Origin of the sequence: Catenovulum sp. SX2, assembly GCF_052056295.1 — a bacterium.
Lineage (GTDB): Bacteria > Pseudomonadota > Gammaproteobacteria > Enterobacterales > Alteromonadaceae > Catenovulum.
Genome location: NZ_CP182493.1, coordinates 1679491 through 1701730, shown reverse-complemented (window position 1 = coordinate 1701730; position 22240 = coordinate 1679491). Strand labels below are relative to the sequence as shown.

Annotated in this window: 13 protein-coding genes; 12 read left to right on the top strand and 1 reads right to left on the bottom strand. The window is 41.8% G+C overall.

The window, feature by feature from the left end; translation table 11 throughout:
• The first annotated feature begins 236 nt into the window (after nucleotides 1-236).
• From ACMZOO_RS07130 to ACMZOO_RS07075, 12 genes are all read left to right on the top strand, one after another.
• The gene (locus tag ACMZOO_RS07130; RefSeq protein ID WP_440906006.1) at nucleotides 237-1322 is read left to right on the top strand and encodes a sensor histidine kinase; all 1086 of its coding nucleotides are present in this window, start codon (nucleotides 237-239) and stop codon (nucleotides 1320-1322) included.
• 2 nt (nucleotides 1323-1324) lie between these two features.
• A complete protein-coding gene (locus ACMZOO_RS07125; protein WP_440906005.1) occupies nucleotides 1325-2062 on the top strand; it encodes a LytR/AlgR family response regulator transcription factor in 738 nt (245 codons plus the stop codon).
• A gap of 187 nt (nucleotides 2063-2249) precedes the next feature.
• Complete coding sequence (locus ACMZOO_RS07120; protein WP_440906004.1) at nucleotides 2250-5747, top strand: discoidin domain-containing protein; 3498 nt, start codon at nucleotides 2250-2252, stop codon at nucleotides 5745-5747.
• A 241-nt stretch (nucleotides 5748-5988) separates the two neighbouring features.
• On the top strand, nucleotides 5989-9105 hold the full coding sequence (locus ACMZOO_RS07115; RefSeq protein ID WP_440906003.1) for a TonB-dependent receptor: 3117 nt from the start codon (nucleotides 5989-5991) through the stop codon (nucleotides 9103-9105).
• Nucleotides 9106-9299: 194 nt separating this feature from the next.
• On the top strand, nucleotides 9300-9878 hold the full coding sequence (locus tag ACMZOO_RS07110; RefSeq protein WP_440906002.1) for a hypothetical protein: 579 nt from the start codon (nucleotides 9300-9302) through the stop codon (nucleotides 9876-9878).
• 73 nt (nucleotides 9879-9951) lie between these two features.
• On the top strand, nucleotides 9952-10641 hold the full coding sequence (locus tag ACMZOO_RS07105) for a hypothetical protein (protein ID WP_440906001.1): 690 nt from the start codon (nucleotides 9952-9954) through the stop codon (nucleotides 10639-10641).
• 109 nt (nucleotides 10642-10750) lie between these two features.
• The gene (locus tag ACMZOO_RS07100) at nucleotides 10751-12316 is read left to right on the top strand and encodes a tryptophan halogenase family protein (RefSeq protein WP_440906000.1); all 1566 of its coding nucleotides are present in this window, start codon (nucleotides 10751-10753) and stop codon (nucleotides 12314-12316) included.
• A gap of 48 nt (nucleotides 12317-12364) precedes the next feature.
• Complete coding sequence (locus ACMZOO_RS07095; protein ID WP_440905999.1) at nucleotides 12365-13090, top strand: SapC family protein; 726 nt, start codon at nucleotides 12365-12367, stop codon at nucleotides 13088-13090.
• A 14-nt stretch (nucleotides 13091-13104) separates the two neighbouring features.
• Nucleotides 13105-14121, top strand: a complete 1017-nt coding sequence (locus ACMZOO_RS07090; RefSeq protein WP_440905998.1) for a cupin-like domain-containing protein — start codon at nucleotides 13105-13107, stop codon at nucleotides 14119-14121.
• A gap of 378 nt (nucleotides 14122-14499) precedes the next feature.
• A complete protein-coding gene (locus ACMZOO_RS07085) occupies nucleotides 14500-15651 on the top strand; it encodes a serine hydrolase domain-containing protein (RefSeq protein ID WP_440905997.1) in 1152 nt (383 codons plus the stop codon).
• Nucleotides 15652-15660: 9 nt separating this feature from the next.
• On the top strand, nucleotides 15661-16848 hold the full coding sequence (locus ACMZOO_RS07080; protein WP_440905996.1) for a helix-turn-helix domain-containing protein: 1188 nt from the start codon (nucleotides 15661-15663) through the stop codon (nucleotides 16846-16848).
• 240 nt (nucleotides 16849-17088) lie between these two features.
• Complete coding sequence (locus tag ACMZOO_RS07075) at nucleotides 17089-21573, top strand: di-heme oxidoredictase family protein (protein WP_440905995.1); 4485 nt, start codon at nucleotides 17089-17091, stop codon at nucleotides 21571-21573.
• 67 nt (nucleotides 21574-21640) lie between these two features.
• On the opposite strand, the gene ACMZOO_RS07070 is transcribed toward ACMZOO_RS07075, so the two are convergent.
• Nucleotides 21641-22201 (bottom strand): hypothetical protein, encoded by a 561-nt coding sequence (locus tag ACMZOO_RS07070; RefSeq protein ID WP_440905994.1) that lies wholly within the window; start codon nucleotides 22199-22201, stop codon nucleotides 21641-21643.
• Nucleotides 22202-22240: the final 39 nt, after the last annotated feature.

Genomic DNA, 22240 nt, shown 5'->3' with positions numbered 1-22240 from the left:
GATCGCGGAAATATAACCTTGTTATGTGATGTGTGACAAGTTGAATTTTGTCGGCTTATTTGTTTTTTTTGGTTAAAAGCATGTTTCATAGTAGTGGGTTGGTAGATGGCCGTTAATGGAAGTTGACCATTGCACCCTGCAGTCGACTTGAGCGAGTGGTATTTGACATCTCCCTCCACCTCGCATACCTTCTAAGTCTGTAATCGCTTACACAAAACACATTTAGAGCGCCATATATGTTAACTAATCCAACAAATATCCATAAAAACTGGCCTGAGCCTAATTTCTGGTTGCTGCAAATCTCCGGTTGGTTGTTTTATATGTTGTTTGTATATATGGCTTACCATGTGCAGCGCTACGACTCTTGGGTTGATGTACTGGTTTATTACCTTTACGAAGCTGTACTCGGTATTTTTATTACCTTGTCGCTGCGGCAGATATTTCGGGTAACTTGGCGGCGTTCATTGGTTGAATGCATTTTGCTTGGTTCGGCAGCTGTGATTATTGGCTCTTTTGTCTGGACTACGCTGAAAGTTATTCTGTTTTTGTATTTATTTGAAAACCCATTTGAAAAAGAATTTGTTGGAATTATTTTTGAATGGCTGCCTAACTCGTTAACTGTATTGGGCGGGTGGTCTGCTATATATTGTGCGTATAAATATCGCAGTTCATACCATGAAAATAAATCAGCTTTGCTCAGCGCCGAAAACGAAGCGAAAGAAGCACAACTGCGTATGTTGCGTTATCAATTAAATCCACATTTTTTATTTAATACTTTGGCGAGTGTACGCGCGCTGGTTAACCAAAATGCCAATGACAAAGCAGCGGATATGACGCAAAAACTCAGCGACTTTTTGCGTTATTCATTAGAAACTGATCCGCTGAAAAGCGCTTGTTTGGGTGAAGAAATAGATATTATTCATAATTATCTGGCGATAGAGCGCATTCGTTTTGGCGAGCGATTGCAGATGAAAATTCAGATAGATCCAGCGAGTAAACAAGTGCAAGTACCGAGCATGTTGTTGCAACCTTTTGTCGAAAACGCAATTAAATATGCGGTTGCCCCAAGTATCTCAGGCGCAAGTATTTGTATCTCTACCCAATTAATTGATAACAAAGTGCTGATTAGGGTTGAAGATAAACTAAAGGATCCAGCAGAAGATGCACAACAAGTATCGGCAAATCAACGCCTTGGTATTGGCCATAACAATACGCGCATGCGCTTAACTGGCTTTTACCAAGACAATTATAGCTTTAGTGCCGAGGCGCAAAACCAAGGTTATCTAGTTTGTTTAACACTTCCACTCAGTACTAGGAGTTAACAATGCCATCTATAACTGCAGTTATCGCAGAAGACGAACCTTTATTGTTGGAAGAGCTCAGCGCTAAATTACAGCAGCACAGTCAAATAGATATAGTTGCAAAATGCACCAATGGTGTTGCCGCGGTTAAAGCTATACAAACACATAATCCACAGTTGGTATTTTTAGATATTATGATGCCGGGTTTAAGCGGCTTAGAAGTGGTTAGCAAATTACAAGCGGATGTACTGCCTGAAATCATATTTGTCACTGCCTACGACAACTTTGCGGTTAAAGCCTTTGAACTGGCAGCTGTTGATTATTTGTTAAAGCCAATCAGCAGTGAACGACTCGCACAAGCCATAGATAAAGCTGAACAAAAGTTAGCTCAGCAACAAGCCAACAGCAAACAAAAGTATCTTGCCGCCTCAAGCGAAATTCAGCAAACCTTGTTGAATATTGATAACCAAACTCAATTGCCAAGCAGTGACATTATGTGGGTAGATGCGGCTGGCGATTACATGTGCATTCACACTCAAACCGACACGCATGTTATGCGCTGTACCTTAAAAGGTTTACAAAAAATTCTGCCAGAACAAGACTTTATTCGAGTACATCGCAGTACTTTAGTCAATGTTAACTATGTGCAAAGTGTGCAAGCTTTAGGCAAAGGAGACTTTAACTTAAATTTGGCCGACGCAAGCCAAATTCGCATGAGTCGCAGTTATGCACAAAACTATCCTAACTTGGCGGATAACTAGTCGCCAAGTTAGAGCTAAATAGCGCGAAACATTCCCACTTATCGCAAAAAATTCCCACTTGCCGAATCTATATTGATGTTAAAAAAATGTATCAATAGGATGTGTGCATCTAACAAATATTAAGCGCCCATCACTGAGTATTTGTTGGATGTTAATCCCTAACTAAGGGCAAACACATGAGGCAAACATGCAAAAATTGAATAAAATTACACACACAATTGCGTTAGTCACTGGCTGTTTTTCTGCCAGTGCATTAGCGGCAGACTACAACGACCCGTATTGGAACGACCCAAATGTAAACTCGTCATTTGTTGACCATTTCGACGCGGAACAAATTAACCGTCAAGCTTGGAAAGTTGAACAGAATATCTTCGTAAACGGTGAAGACATTGATTACCAAGATGTTGAATATCCACAAGCCGACTGGACCATTCGCACCGGCCAACCAGACACAGACGCACTAGACGGTAAGGCGCTAAACTTAAAAGCGCGTTATATGGATGGTGAAATTCAAGATTATTATGGTGGTGATGCGCAAAACCCAGGCAAACCACTATTTATTCGTGCCGGCCGTATTGAAAGCCAAATTACCGATGATACAACCTTCACTTACGGTAAATTTGAAGCGCGAATTAAAATGCCACCTGCGCGCAATGCTGAATTCCCAGCATGGTGGTTATTAGGTAATTACCCTGATGTGGGCTGGACTGCTTGCCAAGAGTTAGACATAGTTGAATGGACAGGTGCCAACGCCGACAAATTGCCACAAACTTATTGGACAGCGCCCTATGCTGTGCACGGTGGCACCAGTTTATCCTATCAAGCTTTGGGTATTAACGATGCAACCAATACATACAATACCTATGGCGTAATAAAAACACCTGACAAAGTAGAATGGTATGTAAACGGCGAGCTCACACAAACTTTCTCGCGCGAAAACCAAGGGGATGATCAACCTTGGCCATACGTGACGCCTATGCGTATGATCTTAAACCACGCCATCACCCATACTGAGTGGCCAGATGTTGGCAACTACAACAAGTTTACCCCAGATGAAAATGTCGCGAATCGCACCGGATATAGTTATGTCGACGAAAATGGAGTACGTCAATACGAGTATTTAGACACACAAGCCATGGGGGCAAACATAGGGCGTGAAGGTACTGACTTTTTGGTAGATTATGTCGCACATTGGCCATTGCCTGCATCTGAACCAACACAAAAATATGTCGATGATTCTAAATACAGTTTCTTCCGTGAAACTGGCAATACTAAAGGTTTCTACAATTTACGTGGTTGGTTAGCACCTGTAGCGGTAACAGCGGATGATTACGACCAACCGGGTTACGACAATGACCACAGAGACAATGGCCCAGACAATGCCGCCGACGGTTATGTTGGCTCTAAATGGGCAACACCAAATGATGATGAATTACACTGGGTCGAGATAGATTATGGCTCAGACAAAAACATCAATTATTTCTGGATTGAGTGGGCGTGGAATTTACCTAAAGCTTACGATATCTATGGTAAAAGCACGGATGGTGACTGGGAATTTATCCTAAATTCTGAGCAAGAAAACACAGGTTGGGCAACTCACACCTTTGATATCAACAAAACTTACCGTTATGTAAAACTTGTGACTAAAGGCCGAATTGATAAAGCCAACCCTGTGTGGTTATTGGAATTTAAAGCCTTTGAAGACGTGGCAAATATGTATCCAAAACCAGCTGGCACAGTATTACCAGACAGAAGTGTCAACATGTTAACCAATGGTGACTTTAGCCAAGGTTCAGCTGACTGGACAACCGAAGCTTTTGATGGTGCCGACAGTCAGTTTGATTTTAGTAATGCGCAAGCACAACTCAGTTTAACTGATGACGGTGCCAACTATGGCTCAGTGCAACTGCATACCTCTGGTTTTGGTTTAAAGAGCAATTACAAATACCGAGTGCAGTTTAGCGCCGCGGCTGATACTTCAAGACAAATGATAGTGCGTTTATCAGACAATGATTTAAACCCAACACAAACTGGTACACATTTGTATCAAACGCTGCAATTAACCACGGCAATGACAGATTATCAGTTTGAAATTGACTACACCCAAGCAGGTAATACGGGTCGGTTAGCTTTCCTATTTGGTGAGTTAGGTACAGCTGGGGTAAGCATTGACGATGTTGTTATTCAAGAAGTTGCATATATAGGCACAGGTGAGCCATTAGTACCTGCAATTAATCCATCAAACTTCAGCGGTGCAAGTGCTGGCTGGGAAAACGAGTGGTGGGGTGTTGCCCAACGTGCAGTCGACGGTTCGTTAGGCACTAAAGCCAGTGGTAACGATGGCCAAGCTGAAGGTTTAGATTTAGATGTGTCAGTACAAATCGACCCTCATTATGAAATTAAAGCCATTCAAGTAGCAGGTGATAATTCACCAGAGCGCAGCTTAGCGCAATTTAAAGCTGAGTTTGCCAATGGCACAAGCTTAATTGATTGGACTGATAGTACAACTGAAGGTAGCTACGAGCAGTTTGATACTTTTGTTAATCAACCGCCTGTTAGTGAGCAAAACTTCAAGTTCTTCTTCAGACCACCGGCTGGTGAATTAGTCGAAGTGACCGACGTGCAATTGTTAGCAATTGATCATATGCCACACCGTATTTATAGCATGACACTCGACCAAGGTGGCAGTATTTCACCTGCAGGCACAATTCGCTACAACCGCAGCAATACAGACTCGGCGACTTATTACTTTAATGCCGATGCGGGTAGCAGTGTCAGTAATGTGATTATTGATGGGGTTTCGTATGGCGCTATTGAGAAATACACCTTCACTAACATAGACAGTGATCACACAATTGCAGTTGCTTTTGGTGGTGGCGCTAGCCAAGTGGTTAATTTAAGCCAATATGCCACGGCGACGGCCAGCAGTGAACTAACTAGTGCACAATATGCAATTGATGGGGATGCAGGCTCACGTTGGGAATCGGCACATAATGTTGACCCAACCAGCATCACACTTAACTTTAATCAAATGGTTGATTTAGCTTCAATTGAAATTGATTGGGAAGCTGCCAATGCGGCGGATTACCAAATTTTAGCTTCGGTTGATGGTCAATCTTGGCAACAAATTGCAGAACACACAGGTGGAGCATTTGGTGCTCGTAGCGACCAGCACACGCTGCAAGGTCAGTATCAATATTTACAAATACTTGGTACAGCGCGTAGCAGTGGCAATATGTGGGGCTACTCAATTTATGAAATAAAGGTAATGGGCAGTTTAACTGGTGCAGCCGAGTTAGATTTAACCAGCCAGCTGACTATAACAAGCACAAGCGAGCTGCAAAGCGCGCAAAATATGTTAGATGGCGACAGTGCGACACGTTGGGAAAGTATTCACGCCGACAACACAGTGCAAATAGATTTTACCTTGCCTGCCGCTAAGCAAGTGTCAAAGCTTGAAATAGACTGGGAAGCTGCCAATGCGGGCAGTTACCAAGTGCTAGGTTCAAACGACGGCGTAACTTGGCAAGCTATTGGCCAACTGCAAGACGGACAATTTGGCGCTCGCAGTGATGTGATAGAGCTGTCGGGTACCTATCAGTACATCAGACTTGAGTTGCAAAACAAAAGTACTGGCAACCAATGGGGATACTCAATCTACGAAACTAGATTGTGGGGTTACTAAGCTAAGTTTTAAGCTGTAGCAGTACCGATAAGTGTACAAGGACGTACACAATCTACAGGTATTCTTTTCCATATTGTTAAATAATTATTGACTTTATGAAAATGGTTGAATACTCTAATTTCTAGAAAGCGCTTTCATATGGTTGGTTTGGTTTCATAAAGTTGCGCAGTATCACAATAATAATGAAACCGCTTACCTTTGCGCGATTATGTTGTGTAAAACTAACACTAAGGGCAAACACATGGGACACAAAACTTTTAAACTAAGTGCGGTATCAACCGCCATGCTAGCAAGCCTTATGGCAGGCCATGCAAGTTATGCAAATGCAGAAGAAACCGTCGACGAAACCATTACAGTTACAGGTATTCGCGGTTCGATTATGCGCGCTATGGATACTAAGCGTGAAAGTACAGGTATTGTTGACGCGATTAACGCTGAAGATATGGGTAAATTCCCAGACACCAACTTAGCTGAATCGCTACAACGTATTACTGGTGTGTCTATCGACCGTACCAATGGTGAAGGTAGTAAAGTAACAGTACGTGGTTTTGGCCCAGACTTTAACGTAGTTACGTTAAATGGCCGTCAAATGCCTGCTGCTAATTTAGAAGCGACGACTGCTGCATCCACTCGATCATTTGATTTTGCCAATTTAGCCTCTGAAGGCGTTTCTGGGGTGCAAATTTATAAAACTTCACGAGCTGAATACACCACAGGTGGTATTGGTTCTGTTATCAACTTAGAAACTCATCGACCTTTAAATTCACCAGGCTTTAAACTCAGTGTTGGTGCTAAAGGTGTAATGGATCAATCACTTGAAGGCAATACTATTACTCCTGAATTGTCGGCAATTGTCAGTAATAGTTTCTTTGATGACAAAGTTGGTATCTCTTTAGTTGGTTCATACCAACAAAGAAAGAGTGCTTACAATTCTGCAGTAACTGGCAATGGTTGGTACACAATCAAAGGTCACGATGCTGACTGGGGAACTTTGCCGTTAGACGAATATGACGACAATGGAATTTTAGTTAAAGAACAAGTTGCGGTAATCAATCGTCCAACGGTAGACGAGGTTTATTCAGTACCACGTAACTTATCTTATGAGTTTAACAATGTTGAACGTGAGCGCGTCAACGGCCAATTAACACTTCAATTTAGACCTGTAGATTCTATTTTAGCGACACTTGATTATACCTACGCAAAAAATGAAGTAGAAACAAACAGCACAAATATTTCAGCTTGGTTTAACAACGCATACGACACAACTACCCCAGGTAACATAGTGATGACAGAAGGAACAGATGCTGTTGGTTCTGTTGTTGCACCTGTTATTTACACTGATTTAAGTGGTGCAGATGCTGCTTCTGGCGTTGCTAGCTTTGGTACCTATAACGAAAACAAATCACTTGGTTTTAATTTAGAGTTCACTCCAAACGAAAATTTAAAACTCGTGTTAGATATTCATTCATCTGAAGCTGAAGCTGGCCCAGCTGATTGGCGCGGTTCTAACAATATTATTGGTTTAACTCAAAACGATAGAATTGGCGCAACAGTTGACTATAGCAAAGACTTCCCTGTGCTTGATATTGTTTATGCAAATGGCGCGGAAGAGCGTGATGCGTCACGTATGATGAGTGCGGGTACTAGCTTCCGCAATGCATACATGAAATCTGAAATTGATCAGTACCAATTAAAAGGTAAATACACTTTTGATGATGGTCTTGTTCACAGCATAGATTTTGGTATTGCTTCGATGGAAGCGAAAAATAGATCTGCATTTGGTAACTCGCAGCGCGACTCTACTTGGGGTGGTTATGGCATAGCTTCCAAGATGGATGAAACTAGCCCAGACTATGATCCAGATTACCAAATGCAAGACTCATATGATGATGACATCTTCACCCTAGATACAGTGCCAGATAAGTTTTCTGATATCCCAGGCAGTGATAATCCTAGAATGGAAAAATATATCTATAAGGCGGATTTCTTAGAAGTTATCGATCAAGTAGAAGCTATTGCTATCGCCAATGATGAGTCTTTGGGTGATTGTGGTCCAAAATTATGTGCACCAACCAGCTATTCAACAGACAGACGCGTAGTTGAGAAACAGCAATCCGCGTTTGTTCAAGCAAACTTTGTTTTTGATGTTATCGAGCGCCCGGCTAATTTATCTGTTGGTGTTCGCTATGAAGAGACAGACGTAACGTCACCAGCTGTTGTACCTAATTACACTTCTGTTAGTTGGACTGGGGCGAATGAATTTTCATTAGCTGCTGCTGGTGAGCCGATTAACTCTGCACAATCTGGCTCATACGACAATGTATTGCCAGCGCTTGATTTTGACATTGAAATTATCGATGACTTAATTCTACGTACAGCAATAGGCAAATCTATTACCCGTCCGAGTTACTCTGATATCCAAGGCGGTCGCACAGTAGATCAGTTAGGCCGAATCAATGGTGGTACTGGTAGTAGTGGTAACCCTAATTTATTGCCATTTGAGTCGACTAACTTCGATTTATCAGCAGAGTGGTATTACGACGAAGGTAGTTATATGTCTATTGGCTACTATGCAAAAGACGTTAAAAACTTTATCGGCAACGGTAGCATTACAGATACCCCGTTTGATGTAGTACACCCGTTTTCTGGCCCAAATGCCGCAGAAGCGCTAGCTGCGCTTAACTTATCAGCTGAAGAAGCTGGTCCTAATGCGGGTGATTTACGCCAGTATTACTTAGACCAAGGCTGGATTGACGCAGTAGGTAAACTAACAGATCCAACTGATGGTTATGAGCGTGCAAGCTTTGTATTCACAGCGCCTTCAAATGCAAAAGAAGCATCTATTGATGGTTTTGAGGTCGCTATCCAACATTTATTTGGTGACAGCGGTTTTGGTACCCAAATCAACTTTACCACAGTAGATGGTGACGTAGTGTATGACAACTACAACACCAACAAAGGTAATCAAGTTGATGAGAATGGTGTTGAGCTCGTGGATGAAGAAGGTAATTCGATTCCAGTTGAAAACCAATTTGTATTGTTAGGTTTGAGTGATTCTGCCAACTTCGTAGGTTTCTACGAAAAAGACGGTTTACAGGTGCGTTTAGCCTACAACTGGCGCGACAAATTCTTGGTTAATACTTTCACCGGTGATCAGAAAAACCCAATTTATACAGAAGCCTACGGCCAGTGGGATTTAAATGTAAGTTATGACGTAAACGAAAACTTAACTGTTTTTGTAGAAGGCATAAATATTACTGATGAATACACTCGCCAACACAGTCGCCATCAAAATATGGTGATGAATGTGACGCAACAAGCGCCAAGATACAACATAGGTGCACGTTACACTTTCTAAGCGTTCGCGCTTAATCAAAACCAAGGTGTTAAGCCCAAGCTTAACACCTTCTTTTCTTAAACTTATTCGGAACTTATTTTGAAGGAATGGATACTTTCGCCGAGGCGTCGCCTCACACACAACACACACTTGTATTGTCATTTTGGATAGGTGGCAACAAGGGATTGATATTTAAATAAATTAGGAGCTTATACATGAATGTATTAAAAAAATTAGCACTCGCAAGCACTTTAGTTGGTTTTTCAGCAATTGCTTCGGCAGCTGATACTTGGGTTGGAAGTATAGATGTGCTCGGGTCAACACAGAGTGCTGCTAGCGGTTGCTCATGGGGAAATTGGAATTATGTTCCCTACACAGGAGTTACAACAAAGGTGAAGCATCTTAGTTGTCAAGGTGAGACTTATGCGACAGCAGTGGATGTACTCCACCAAAGAGGTCGCTCTTGCTATGTACAAAGTGCAGATTCATCGAAATATATAGTCGATACGACCGGCAGTTGTTCCGCTGATGTTTACAAAAAAGCACCTGAAATCCCTGTATATCCAGGTGACCAGTGTAGCTGGGTACAAAAACAAGGCTACTACGGCTACGATTATTACGACTTTAAATGTTTCTACCATGGTGTAGTTGCAACCAAAACTGTTGGTTACCCGTGGAGTTACAGCAGTCCTGGTTATTCGTGTCAGATTAGCGGTAAAACTGGTTTTAATGTTACAACTACTGGCACTGGCTTAGGTGATACTCAATGTGATATCACTAAAATAACTAAATAAATTGGTTTGATGGTTTAAGTAAGAAGGGCAACCTTCTTACTTATTTTTTAGGGTAAATATTCAGGATAAATTTATGAAAGTGATCTCAGCAATTCTTGCATTGGCTTGTTTGGCTATGTTTGCTTATTGCCGATTTTTACTCTTATCCATTGAAACTCAGCAAGATACTATCGCGCAATTGCAAGCTGAGTTAATTGAAGTGAGTACCACTAAGCTTGCAGCAGAGGTATTGCAACAGCTTGATGAAAAACAGGCAACTAGACAAAATGCCAGAGTAGAAAATATTAAAGCAGCTCCACAATCCATTACAGACAAACCTACACCAGCAGAAGTTACACAATTTGAAGTTATCTCAATTGAGCAATCACAGCAGTTGCTTGAGCAGTCCAAGCTCTTTGCCAAAATAGAACAAACCCCCATTGGTACTTTACACGCTAATTTGGCGGCAAACTTTAATAACGAAAGCGTCAATGCTGAATGGGCTGAACAACAGCAACAGAAATTAACTAATATCTGGCAACAGAATGAGTTTTTGGCTGGGCAAGCATTAGATGAAATTGAATGCCGCACCAGCCAATGTGCTTTCAAGCTGAGTGTCGCTGTAGAGGATGTAGACGCAGTAACGGCAAATATTTATCAGTCGTTACAAAGCGTTAATGCTTTTTCGTCAGAGCAAGCATTAATTGTCCAGCCAGTTGACACAGCCAGCGGGCAAGTAACTATTTTATTAACAGACAGTCGTGCACTTGAAACAGCATTATAGTTTTTACAAAAAAGCAGTAGATGACTTGTTGTAAATATGTGACTATGAAAACGTTTTAGGTTAGCATGTTGTTATAAATCTATCGCAGTGGTTTGTAGGTACAAGATTAATGAACCAGCAGGTTAAACATATAGTCATTTTAGGTGGTGGTAGTGCCGGTTGGTTAACCGCTGGTGTGTTAGCAGCTGAGCATATGGCGAATGATGCCAATGGTATTCAAGTTACTTTAGTTGAATCACCTGATATTAAAACTGTTGGGGTTGGTGAGGGCACTTGGCCTTCTATGCGCACCACATTACAAAAAATGGGTGTGAGTGAAACCGACTTTATTCGTTGCTGCGACGCAGCTTTTAAACAAGGCTCTAAGTTTGCCGCTTGGCATACAAATAATGTTGAAGATGCTTATTATCACCCGTTTTCGTTGCCTGCTGAATTCTCTCAGCACAATTTAGCTATGGCGTGGCAACAGTATCGCGAACAAGTTAGATTTGACCATGCTGTTTCTTTTCAAAGTCATATTTGTGATCGCGGTTTAGCCCCAAAACAAATTGCCACTCCTGAATATGCTTTTGTTGCCAATTATGGTTACCACTTAGATGCAGGTAAATTTGCGCAATTCTTAACTCAGCATTGCAGCGAAAAACTTGGGGTAAAGCATGTTCAAGCAAATGTGTTAGAGGTTAAATCACACACAAATGGTGACATCGCCAGTTTAATCACAGATGTTGCTGGTGAAATTGCCGGTGATTTATTTATCGATTGCAGCGGCAGCCGTTCACGTTTATTGGGTGAACATCTGGGCATTAATAACATTAATTTGCAGCATTATTTGTTTAACAATACTGCATTGGCTGTGCATGTGCCATATAACAATGAGCAAGAAAATTTTCCCTCGCATACCTTATCTACAGGGCAAAGTTCTGGTTGGACTTGGGATATAGCATTACCAAGCCGTCGTGGTTGTGGTTATGTATTTAGTGATGCGCATACTAGTTTAGATGACGCAGAACAAGTTATTCGCAGTTATGTCGCACAAGCCAGCAGCGCAGAGTACGCCAAACAAGCTGAACTGAAACAGATTAAGTTTAACCCTGGACACAAACAAAAGTTTTGGCATAACAACTGTGTTGCTGTTGGTATGGCCGCTGGTTTTATCGAACCATTAGAAGCATCTGCTTTAGTTTTAGTCGAATTATCGGCACAAATGATCAGCGAACAGCTACCGCAAAATCGCCAAGTTATGGATATAGTTGCAGCGCGTTTTAACGACAAATTTAGCGAGCGTTGGCAACAAATCGTCGACTTTTTAAAAGTGCATTATGTATTGAGCAAAAGGAACGATTCAGCTTATTGGTTAGATAACCGCGACGATTCGACTATTCCACAAAGTTTACAAGACAACCTCAATTTATGGCGCTATCAATCGCCGTGGCATTTTGATGCAACTCATACTGAAAGTTTGTTTTCGTCGGCCAGTTATCAATATGTTTTGTACGGAATGGGGTTCGAAACGCTGAAACGAACGCATAAAACCCAAAGCCAAGCTAAACTCATGCAAGAAGCTGAAAGGCTATTCGCTGAAACATCGCGTAAGAGCAACCAAGTGGTTAGTCAGTTACCGACTAATCGCGAGCTAAATTTAAAAATCCATCAATATGGATTTCAAAAAATATAAACAATCTATCAAGATAAAAGCACAGATAAACCAATAGAGGCAATACACATGAGCAACCATGCATTATTAAACAATGTGGATCACAAAGACCTAAAAATTAGCCGTAAACGCAATGCCGATATGGGCGACCAAGTTATGTTTTGCATGACCTTTCCGGTTGAGTTTCGCAGTGTTCAGCATGATTACCCAATTTTTTTCCGTAAAGATGCTCAAACCGGTGAGTTTATGCCTGTGGCTATGTTTGGTTTTGAGCAAAAAGAAAACTTGTTTTTAAAAGATGATAAGTGGGATGCGGGTTATATCCCATTAGTGATGGACAGAGACCCGTTTTTAATTGGTTTTCAGCAAGACAGAGAAACAGGTGAAAAGAAACCTGTTATCCACATCAATATGGATAGTCCACGCGTAAGCAGCGAAGAAGGCGAGGCGGTATTTTTGGAACACGGTGGGCAAACGCCATATTTAGAAAAAATCAGTTCTATGCTGCAAGCCATTCATGCGGGACAAGATCACGGCAAAGCTTTTGTGCAAAAGTTAGTTGAGTATGAGCTGTTAGAATCTTTCACGCTTGAAGTTGAACTAAACGATGGCACACAAAATCAATTAATTGGTTTTTACACTATCCATGAAGAAAAAGTGAACGCACTAGCTGCAGAGGCGCTAGCTGACTTACACAAAGAAGGTTTTTTGCAAAGTATCTATATGGTATTAGCGTCAATGAGTTCTATTCGCGACTTAATTGAACGCAAAAACCAAACTTTGTTAAACAAGTAGAGTGACAGAGTTGCATGCAAGCATTTGGGCAAGCCGTTAAAACAATCGAGGGATGTACAAGTAATGACATCCCCAAACATTTATTAACCGCAACAGAGCCGTTTATTTTAAAAGGCTTGGCGGCTGATTGGCCTTTGGTTAAAGCTGGATTAAATTCAGCCGCTGAGGCGGATAAATATATTCGGCAGTTTTATCAAGGTGAGCAAGTTGGAGCATTTGTTGGCCAGCCTGAAATAAAAGGCCGTTTTGGTTATAACCAAGATATGACGGGTTTTAACTATCAAAATACTCGCGCCAACTTAACTCAAGTATTAGATAAAATTCAACAGTATTACCCAATGCCACAATCACCGTCTGTTTATGTTGGTTCAACTTCGGTAGATATGTGTTTACCGGGTTTCCGTCAAACAAATGATTTGCAGCTAGCTACGCCTAATAAACCTTTAGTGAGTGTTTGGATAAGCAACCGCTCGCGCATTTCTGCGCATTTTGATTTGCCTGACAATATAGCTGTGAATGCGGTTGGCAAACGTCGTTTTACTTTGTTTCCACCTGATCAGCTAGAAAACTTATATGTTGGCCCGTTGGAGTTTAACCCTGCAGGTCAGGCGATCAGTTTAGTCGATTTTCACCAACCTGATTTTGCCCGTTTCCCTGAGTTTAAAACGGCAATGGAAAATGCTTGGGTCGCGGAATTAGAGCCCGGTGATGCTGTATTTGTTCCCTCTATGTGGTGGCACCATGTTGAAAGTTTAACTGGCTTTAACGTACTGGTGAATTATTGGTGGCGGCAATCACCAAACTTTATGGAAACACCCGCTGGCGCACTAACCTATGCACAAATGACCATTCGCGACTTGCCCGAAGCGCAAAAACAAGCTTGGAAGAATATGTTTGATTATTATGTGTTTAGCGACAGAGAACGCGCCGCTGCACATATTCCTGAACATTGCCAAGCCTCGGTTGGAAAAATGACAGCTGATATTATTCGGCGCTTACGTGGCATAGTGTTAAATAGATTAAATCGGTAACAGGTTATCGATTTTTTGTAGAATAATTGAAAGCGCTTACTTTAAATGGTGTGCACTATGCTTGATGTGGGAATAACTGGGCTATGATTTAGAGCAAAATGTACTTTCGCGGGTTCAGTGTTTGTATGAGGTTTAGAGTAGGGGTATGTAGAGTATTAAATATCGCAAAACCGCAGTGAATCACATGGTTAATTTGAAACACTCAGGCGGTGTGCACTATGTCTGAAGTGGGGATAACTGGGCAATAATTTAGAGCAAAATGTACTTATCAGGGATGATAAGTCCAAGCTTACATGGAAGTATTTACAGCGTTTTTGCGAAAATTATGGCCAGTTGTGCCCACAAAACTCAATGGTTGGAGCTAGCAAGTATACTTTTATGTATTTAATAACAAAATCAACAGGCAAAATCAGCAAGGCAAAATACCTGCTACTCGTCCCTCTAATGCTAGCGATTGTACTGGTGTATCTGCTCAAGCAAGATATGCAAGTGCTTGCCGGACTTGAACGCTGGCAACAGAACTTTCCCCATCTCTATCAAAAAACTAATGGCTTAAATGGGCAACAAAGTTACCAAGAGCTTCATGCACTGCTGATATACCGAAACGAGCAGTTATTGTACGAGCAATACTACAAAGGCAATCAAGACTATATCAACTTTGAACAAGGCATAAAGCGGGTTAAATCGAGCCGGATAAAACAGTGGCAATATGACGACTTACACTATATAGCCTCGGTCAATAAAAGCTTAACGGCGATTTTTATCGGGATCTTGTTAGAAGAGTTTTCGCTGAGTGCGGATAGCCTAATTAGCCAACACTACCAATTTAGCCCACAGCAATTAGCTACTTGCCCGGTACTGCAACAACTAACATTTGCCCATTTACTCTCAATGCAAAGCCCATGGCAATGGGATGAATGGCAAGGTGATGATTTAATAAACTTATGGCAACAAACTGACTTTAATCAATATTTATTATCTAAACCTTGTAAAAGTACCCTTAGTTGGCAATACAACAGTGCAATTCCCAACTTTTTATTAAACCTGTTCGACAACAAGCTACGCCAGCAGCAACAAATCAGCATTCAAACCTACTTAGATAAAGAATTTTTTCAGCCGCTCAAGATTAAAAACTATCTATGGGTGCAACAACCAAATGGGGTGGTTGAAGGCTCTGCGCGCATGCATATGCAAGCGCGAGATTTAGCCAAAATAGGTCAATTGATATTAAACCAAGGCAAATATGCTGGGCAACAAATTGTCAGCGCGAACTGGCTGAAACATATGACACAACCGCAACAAGCTACAGAGGCGGGTGATTATGGCTATTTTATTTGGCTGCGAGAATATGCGGGTGAACCTGCTTGGGTAATGGAAGGCGACGGCGGCCAATACTTAATTATTCTGCCCGAGCTTGCGGCTGTTGTGGTTATTTTTCAAGGCAACTATCTCGACTGGCCGCTGTACCATGCTCAAAGCAAAGAGTTGCTCAGTCAATATGTAGTGCCGCAACTGCGCGCGGATAAATAGGCCGAAATTATGCTGTTATATGTAACCAACAACTTAGTTGAAAATGGCGCCAATTTAGATGCGCGCATTTTTAATTTGCATGATGTATTTTTGTTCACCACAGTGTTTGAGTGTTTATTGTTAGCTGTTTATAGGCTGGCGATACCATTAAAGCGCAGTTTAGATGGCTATTTTTTATCCCTGTTTATGTTGGTGATCGCCATAGATTGTTTTTGTTTAATTCTTATCTGGAACCCTGAATTAGCCAGCCAATCTTATTTTGGCCAACAAGTTTTGCTGTACGCTTACACCTGTGCTGAATTATGGCGTGGGCCGTTGTTTTTATTATATGTATTGTCGTTAACCCAAGAAAAATTAATCATTCAATACAAACATTTTCTGCACTTTGTTTGGGCTTTTATCGCTATTGCTTTGTTTGCTGTGTTTGACGTGTCGCTCGACAATTTTAAGTTTGCCAATGGCAGCTATCAACAACAGCTTGCCGCCCGGCTTATTTGGTACTGCACTATTCTAATTTCTATCGCATATGCAACTTATGCACTTATCTTAGTAAACCGTTATCAAACTAAGCTGTACACCCAATACTCTACTTTTTCTAGTGCTCAATTTATTTGGTTACGGGTGTTAACCAGCAGTTTTATGCTGGCTTGGGCTTGGTCATTAGTTACTGTGTTATCGGATGATCTCTTTGGGAGTCTAGTTGGTGACCGAATAGGCACTGCCTTTAATTATTTAATCTTTAGTTTAATTAACGTATTGATTTTATTCAGCTTAAATTACACCCATCAGATGACCCAAGTTGCTGATTTTGAGTTGGATGAGCCCGGTGATAACAACGAAGAGCAGCAATTAATTCAGATTCAAAAATTAATCAACTATGCGTTGCAGAAAGATCAAATTTACCTCAATGCTAATTTAACTATAGATCAGCTAGCGCAATTTATTGCGCAACCAAGCAAACAAGTTTCAGCTTGTATAAACCAACTTATGCAAACCAGTTTTTATGAACTGATTAATTTTTATCGAGTTGAACATGCCAAAACAATATTGGCGGACAACCAATATTCACATCTGACTATTTTGGAAGTTTTGATGGAATCAGGCTTTAACAATAAATCATCTTTCCACAGGTTTTTTAATCGCTTTGTTGAAATGTCTCCAACCGAGTTTAGAAAACAATACATCAAAAGTGACTAGAGGTCACATTTGTGTCTTTTTGTTTGTGACTGTTGGTCATGATCGCTTTTGGTGTAAGTTTATTTATATAAATAACAGTAGCTTATAAAAGTGTCTTTTTTATTTTGTAACTTTTTTGTTAATGCTGACGAATTTGTTTTACCTGCCTATATGCTGATGATGGGTCGATTAATAAATCAACCACACACAAATGTGACTTCACATTTACACACTAACACGGGCATAAAATAGGTAAACACTATGTTTAATCTCAAACACTTGGGTTTAGCCGTACTCGCCACTTGTGCAGTAGCACCAGCACAAGCTGACGTCAGCAGCAGCGCTGTTGGTCAACTTATTTGGCAAGACGAGTTTGACACCCTAAATACCAATGTATGGAATGTAGTAGAAGGCAATGGTTGCCAATATGGGCCAGATTTATGTGGCTGGGGTAACCAAGAGCTACAATCTTATTCACAAAATAATGTTTATATCGAGAACGGCAATTTAGTTTTAGAGGCGCGCAATGTGCCTGAAAATGGTAGCGCTTTCACTTCCGGTAAAGTTGATTCACAAAACAACATTTCTATTCAATACGGCATGATAGAAGTACGTATGCAGGTACCAGATGTTGGTATTGGTTTATGGCCTGCCGCTTGGTTGCTTGGCACTAGCCCAGATGCTTGGCCGCGCAAAGGCGAAATAGACATGATGGAAATGGGCCATAAGCGTTCGGCAATCGACGAAATTAGCCCAGGGGCTGATATTAATAGTTTTGTTGGCTCTAACGTGATTTTTTATGCAGATGCTGCTTGTGTTGAAGGTAATCCGACTTGTGCGGCTATGAGCGCATGGCAAACCGACAACGCCCATATTTCTTCAACCCCGTTAACCAATAGATTTGTTACTTATCGCACTTATTGGACAGAGCAAGAAATTCGCTTCACTGTAATTGATAACGGTGTCGAATACGATTTGTACGACTCACCAGTGCAGTTAACTGAAGAAGCAGATGAAATTCGTGCACCTTTCTATTTGCTGCTTAATTTGGCTGTGGGTGGCAACTTTACCGACGCTTTATCATCAGAGCAAGTAACCGCACCTTTACCGGCGAAAATGTACATAGATTATGTGCGTGTATATGAATTAGATGGTCAAGGACAAGTGTGGCAAGGCGCACCTCCGCTACCGCCAGCTGAAGAAGGGACTTTTGGGGTATTTACCGATACCACCACAACCAATAACAAGCTAGAAGCAGAGGTGAGTTCTGATATTTATATCTGGAACACCAATAGTGTAAGCGCTGGCTCGACACCCGCATACGAAGGTGCAAATGTGATTGCATGGCAATACACTTCTAGCAACGAGTGGTTTGGTGGCGGAGTGCAAGCGCGTGGTGTACCAAACATGAGCAATTTTGCCAATGGCTCGCTCGATTTCAAAATCAAAATACCAGCTGACGTTGCGTTTAAAGTGGGTATTGCCGATGCCTACACCAACCAAAACTGGATAGACTTTCCAGCACACCAAAATCAATATGGCATGATCCGCGATGGCGAGTGGACACAAGTTAGCATTCCCATGAGTGATATGCGTGGTGAATTAATTGCCCTGCAAGCGATGAAAGGTATGTTTTACATTGCCAATAGCGACAGCCAATTACCGACCGCACCTTTTGAATTTGCCATTGATGATATTGTTTGGAGCGGTGGCACAAGCAATGGTTTAACCCCGCAAGTGGTTAAATTCGAAGCTGAAGACTATATCAATTATTTTGATACATCAGCAGGCAACGCAGGTGGACAATACCGCACTGACGATGTGGATATTGAAATTACCACAGACACAGGTGGCGGATATAATGTCGGTTGGACTGAAAGTGGCGAGTGGTTAGAGTACAGTGCCGAGTTTGCCGCGGGCGACTATCAACTAACAGCTAGAGTTGCTTCGCAAGTAGGAGGCGGCCAATTTTACCTATCCGTTGCTGGACAAAATTCAGCGACAGCACAGGTTGACGCAACAGGCGGTTGGCAAACATTTGTGACCACAGATTTAGGCACAATCACTATCCCTGCTGATGGCGACTACACAGTACGTATTCAAATTGAGCAAGGCTTAGCCAACATTAATTGGATAGAATTCCAGCCAATTGTCGGCTGCCAATCTTTGTCTTGTATGGATAGTGATAGTGACGGTGTCACTGATGATATAGACCAATGTCCAGCAACACCAGCTGGTGCCTCGGTAGACACTAACGGCTGTGAGTTTCCAACTTCTGGTGCTTGTGGTATTCAAGCGGCAACGGATACCAGCTTAACTTTTTACTGTAATGCTCAGTGGGCTGATTTACATTACCGCATTAATAATGGTGGCCAGTTAAATGTAATGATGAGTTCAAACGGCAGCCAAATGTTGTATACAGTGGACAACATCAATCCGGGTGATTCACTCTGGTATTTCTTTACTCATGAAGACAATGGTTTAGCAAAAGACACAGATGCACAAACTTATACTTTTGCTGGGGCATCTAACCCAAATCCAGATCCACAACCCGATCCTGATCCAGAACCAACACCAACTGACAGCGATAACGACGGTGTGCCAGATGCGCAAGATCAGTGTGCAAACACTCCTGCCGGCACGCAAGTTGATGCCAATGGCTGTCCGGTTAATACCACGCTTGATGCAGACGGTGATGGCGTTGCAGACAGTCAAGACCAATGCCCAAATACTCCGCCAGGCGATTCAGTTAATGCACAAGGTTGCACTATAAATATTGGGCAGATCCAACCATTATTTGATGCGAATACGCCGTTAGAGCCAGCAACTGTATATGATCGCGGTGATGCAATAATCACGCGTTTGGCAGATCGCGGTCGTGATCGCCACGCCAAAGACTCAACGCAAAATGACCATTATGATCATTATTTAGCGCATTATTGGCACTTCCGCACTGCGCGTATTCAGTTAGAGGACTATGTGGCTAAAGGCGGTTCGACTATTGAAGTAACCTTTATTACTGAATGGGAACTCAGTGTCTATGAATTCCGTGCATGGTTCTGGGGTGTAACAGCAACAGGTCAGTTCCACCACAATATGGAACAAGATGTCGTGAACCATGGCAGCGGTACTTGGGACAACAACTTTGTTAAAGTCAGTGACCAAGGTCATCAATGGAAATACACAGTTTCTATTCAAAACAAATGGCTACAAGGTGGACAACAACAAATTCCACTGGCAGCAGGCCAACGTATGGAATTTGAATTAAGCCAATTTTTAACTCAACCGCCAGAAGGTTCGCGCCTAAATTATTATGGTACAACTTACTTGTACATAGTGGGTGAAGGTGGCTTAAAACCTTTTAAATGGGACGTCAATTCATACGATGATGGTTATCCGATTGAACCAGCAGGTTTATTAGGCGGGGATACTACATTAGGTTACAACTACACCAACGAGCCAGCGGGTCGTTTTATGCAAATGGCGACTAATTTGAGCCATGTAAATGGTCAAGCATTTGTTGAAGGTCGTCGTGTACACCACACTAATTTTGAAGATGGTATTCATGATGAACGTTTCGAAAATGGTCAATGGCCTGAGCAAGTAGGCAAAGTCGGCACACATTATATCCAAGAGTCTTGTTCTGGCTGTCACGTACGCAATGGTCGTGCATTTGTTGCAGATGTTGGTCAACCATTAGATAAATGGGTATTTAAAGTGGGTGATGCTCAAGGTTACCCAGATCCATTTATCGGCCGAGTGTTGCAACCACAGCAAATTGGTAATGTAACTAGTGAAGGTGATGTGACCCTAGGTAACTGGACTGAACTGGGCAATGGTTTACGCCAACCTAACTATGTATTTAGCAATGGGACACCTGCGACCTTTTCTGCGCGTATTGCGCCAAACTTAGTTGGATTAGGTTTATTAGAAGCCGTTGCAGAAGAAACGATATTAGCTTGGGCAGATCCTGATGACACAAGTTCAGCCGATGGTATTTCTGGTAAAGCTTCGATAGTGACAGATCCAGTAACAGGCGCAACACGTTTAGGTCGTTTTGGTTATAAAGCAGCAACTGCAGATGTTAAACATCAAGTAGCAGCCGCCTTTAATACAGATATGGGGGTAATGACTTCTGTATTGCCAACGCCAGACTGTGGCAGTCAACAAACGACTTGTGGCAATACTCAAGGTTCTGAATTAGCCGATGAAGATTTAGATGACTTAGTTAAATACATTAGTTTGTTAGGTGTGCCAGCACGTCGTGATTTAGACAATACACAAACACTGCAAGGTGAAAGTTTGTTTAACAACCTAGGTTGTGGTGGCTGTCACCGCGCTGAAATGCAAACCAGTGCTTATCATCCTTTAGCTGAATTGCGCAACCAAACTATTCGTCCATATACAGATATGTTATTGCACGATATGGGACCGGGTTTAGCCGATAGTCTAGGTGAAGGCAGTGCGACGGGCAGCGAATGGCGTACCGCACCACTTTGGGGTTTGGGCCATACTGAAGAGGTGATGTTGGGCGATCTCAAAGGGAACGATCAAATATCTATCGTCAATGCCCAAGAGCGTGCCGCAAACCAGAATCGTATCGGTTATCTACACGACGGTCGCGCTCGTACAATAGACGAAGCGATTCGCTGGCATGGTGGTGAAGCGGAAAATAGTAAAAATGCTTATGAGGCTTTATCACAAGCAGATAAAGAAGCTGTGTTAGCGTTTTTACGTTCGCTGTAGGTTTTGCCAGCGAGCTAAACAATACAAAGGGCATTGTGCCCTTTGTATACCCAAGCTTCTATATGTATTAAAAATTATAACGAACACCCACTTGGATAGTTTCATCTGGCGTGTTCTCTAACTTAGCACCAACCGATAACCAATCTGTGATAGAAACAAACACTTCAGCAAATTCATAGTTGTCATTTTGTGACCAGCCTTCATGAAAATATCGATTAATACCCAGTTTGTAGTGCACTCGGCTGATATTACCGGCTACACCGTAATTTAGAATATAGGTTTTTCCGTGATAAGAGTCATCCCATCTATTGTCTTCTGTGTGCCCATATCTAAAGTTGGCTTGGACAAAAGGAATGACATATTGCATTATTTCAAACTTAGTACCTATACCAATGTCAGAAATGTAATAATCAAAATCTTCTTCAGTCCAATATTCCAATGCGCCAGCAAAATACAAGTTTTCAATTAGACTATATTGGCCTGCCACACCATGGCCGTATAAATTGCCAAAGTCATAGTCGCTGACAAAACCAGCGCTTAGTTCAACATAATTAAACTGTTTATGTTCATTTGCCAATGCGCTGCCGGTTAATAATAGGCCGACGAGTGGGAGATAGTTGAATTTCATTTTCGTCCTTAACTTTCGAAAGAAGAATTTATTTAAATG

Bases quoted from the DNA above. Each gene is read 5' to 3' on its own strand.
- ACMZOO_RS07130 (WP_440906006.1), top strand. From the start codon at position 237: ATGTTAACTAATCCAACAAATATCCATAAAAACTGGCCTGAGCCTAAT.
- ACMZOO_RS07125 (WP_440906005.1), top strand. From the start codon at position 1,325: ATGCCATCTATAACTGCAGTTATCGCAGAAGACGAACCTTTATTGTTG.
- ACMZOO_RS07120 (WP_440906004.1), top strand. From the start codon at position 2,250: ATGCAAAAATTGAATAAAATTACACACACAATTGCGTTAGTCACTGGC.
- ACMZOO_RS07115 (WP_440906003.1), top strand. From the start codon at position 5,989: ATGGGACACAAAACTTTTAAACTAAGTGCGGTATCAACCGCCATGCTA.
- ACMZOO_RS07110 (WP_440906002.1), top strand. From the start codon at position 9,300: ATGAATGTATTAAAAAAATTAGCACTCGCAAGCACTTTAGTTGGTTTT.
- ACMZOO_RS07105 (WP_440906001.1), top strand. From the start codon at position 9,952: ATGAAAGTGATCTCAGCAATTCTTGCATTGGCTTGTTTGGCTATGTTT.
- ACMZOO_RS07100 (WP_440906000.1), top strand. From the start codon at position 10,751: ATGAACCAGCAGGTTAAACATATAGTCATTTTAGGTGGTGGTAGTGCC.
- ACMZOO_RS07095 (WP_440905999.1), top strand. From the start codon at position 12,365: ATGAGCAACCATGCATTATTAAACAATGTGGATCACAAAGACCTAAAA.
- ACMZOO_RS07090 (WP_440905998.1), top strand. From the start codon at position 13,105: ATGCAAGCATTTGGGCAAGCCGTTAAAACAATCGAGGGATGTACAAGT.
- ACMZOO_RS07085 (WP_440905997.1), top strand. From the start codon at position 14,500: ATGTATTTAATAACAAAATCAACAGGCAAAATCAGCAAGGCAAAATAC.
- ACMZOO_RS07080 (WP_440905996.1), top strand. From the start codon at position 15,661: ATGCTGTTATATGTAACCAACAACTTAGTTGAAAATGGCGCCAATTTA.
- ACMZOO_RS07075 (WP_440905995.1), top strand. From the start codon at position 17,089: ATGTTTAATCTCAAACACTTGGGTTTAGCCGTACTCGCCACTTGTGCA.
- ACMZOO_RS07070 (WP_440905994.1), bottom strand. From the start codon at position 22,201: ATGAAATTCAACTATCTCCCACTCGTCGGCCTATTATTAACCGGCAGC.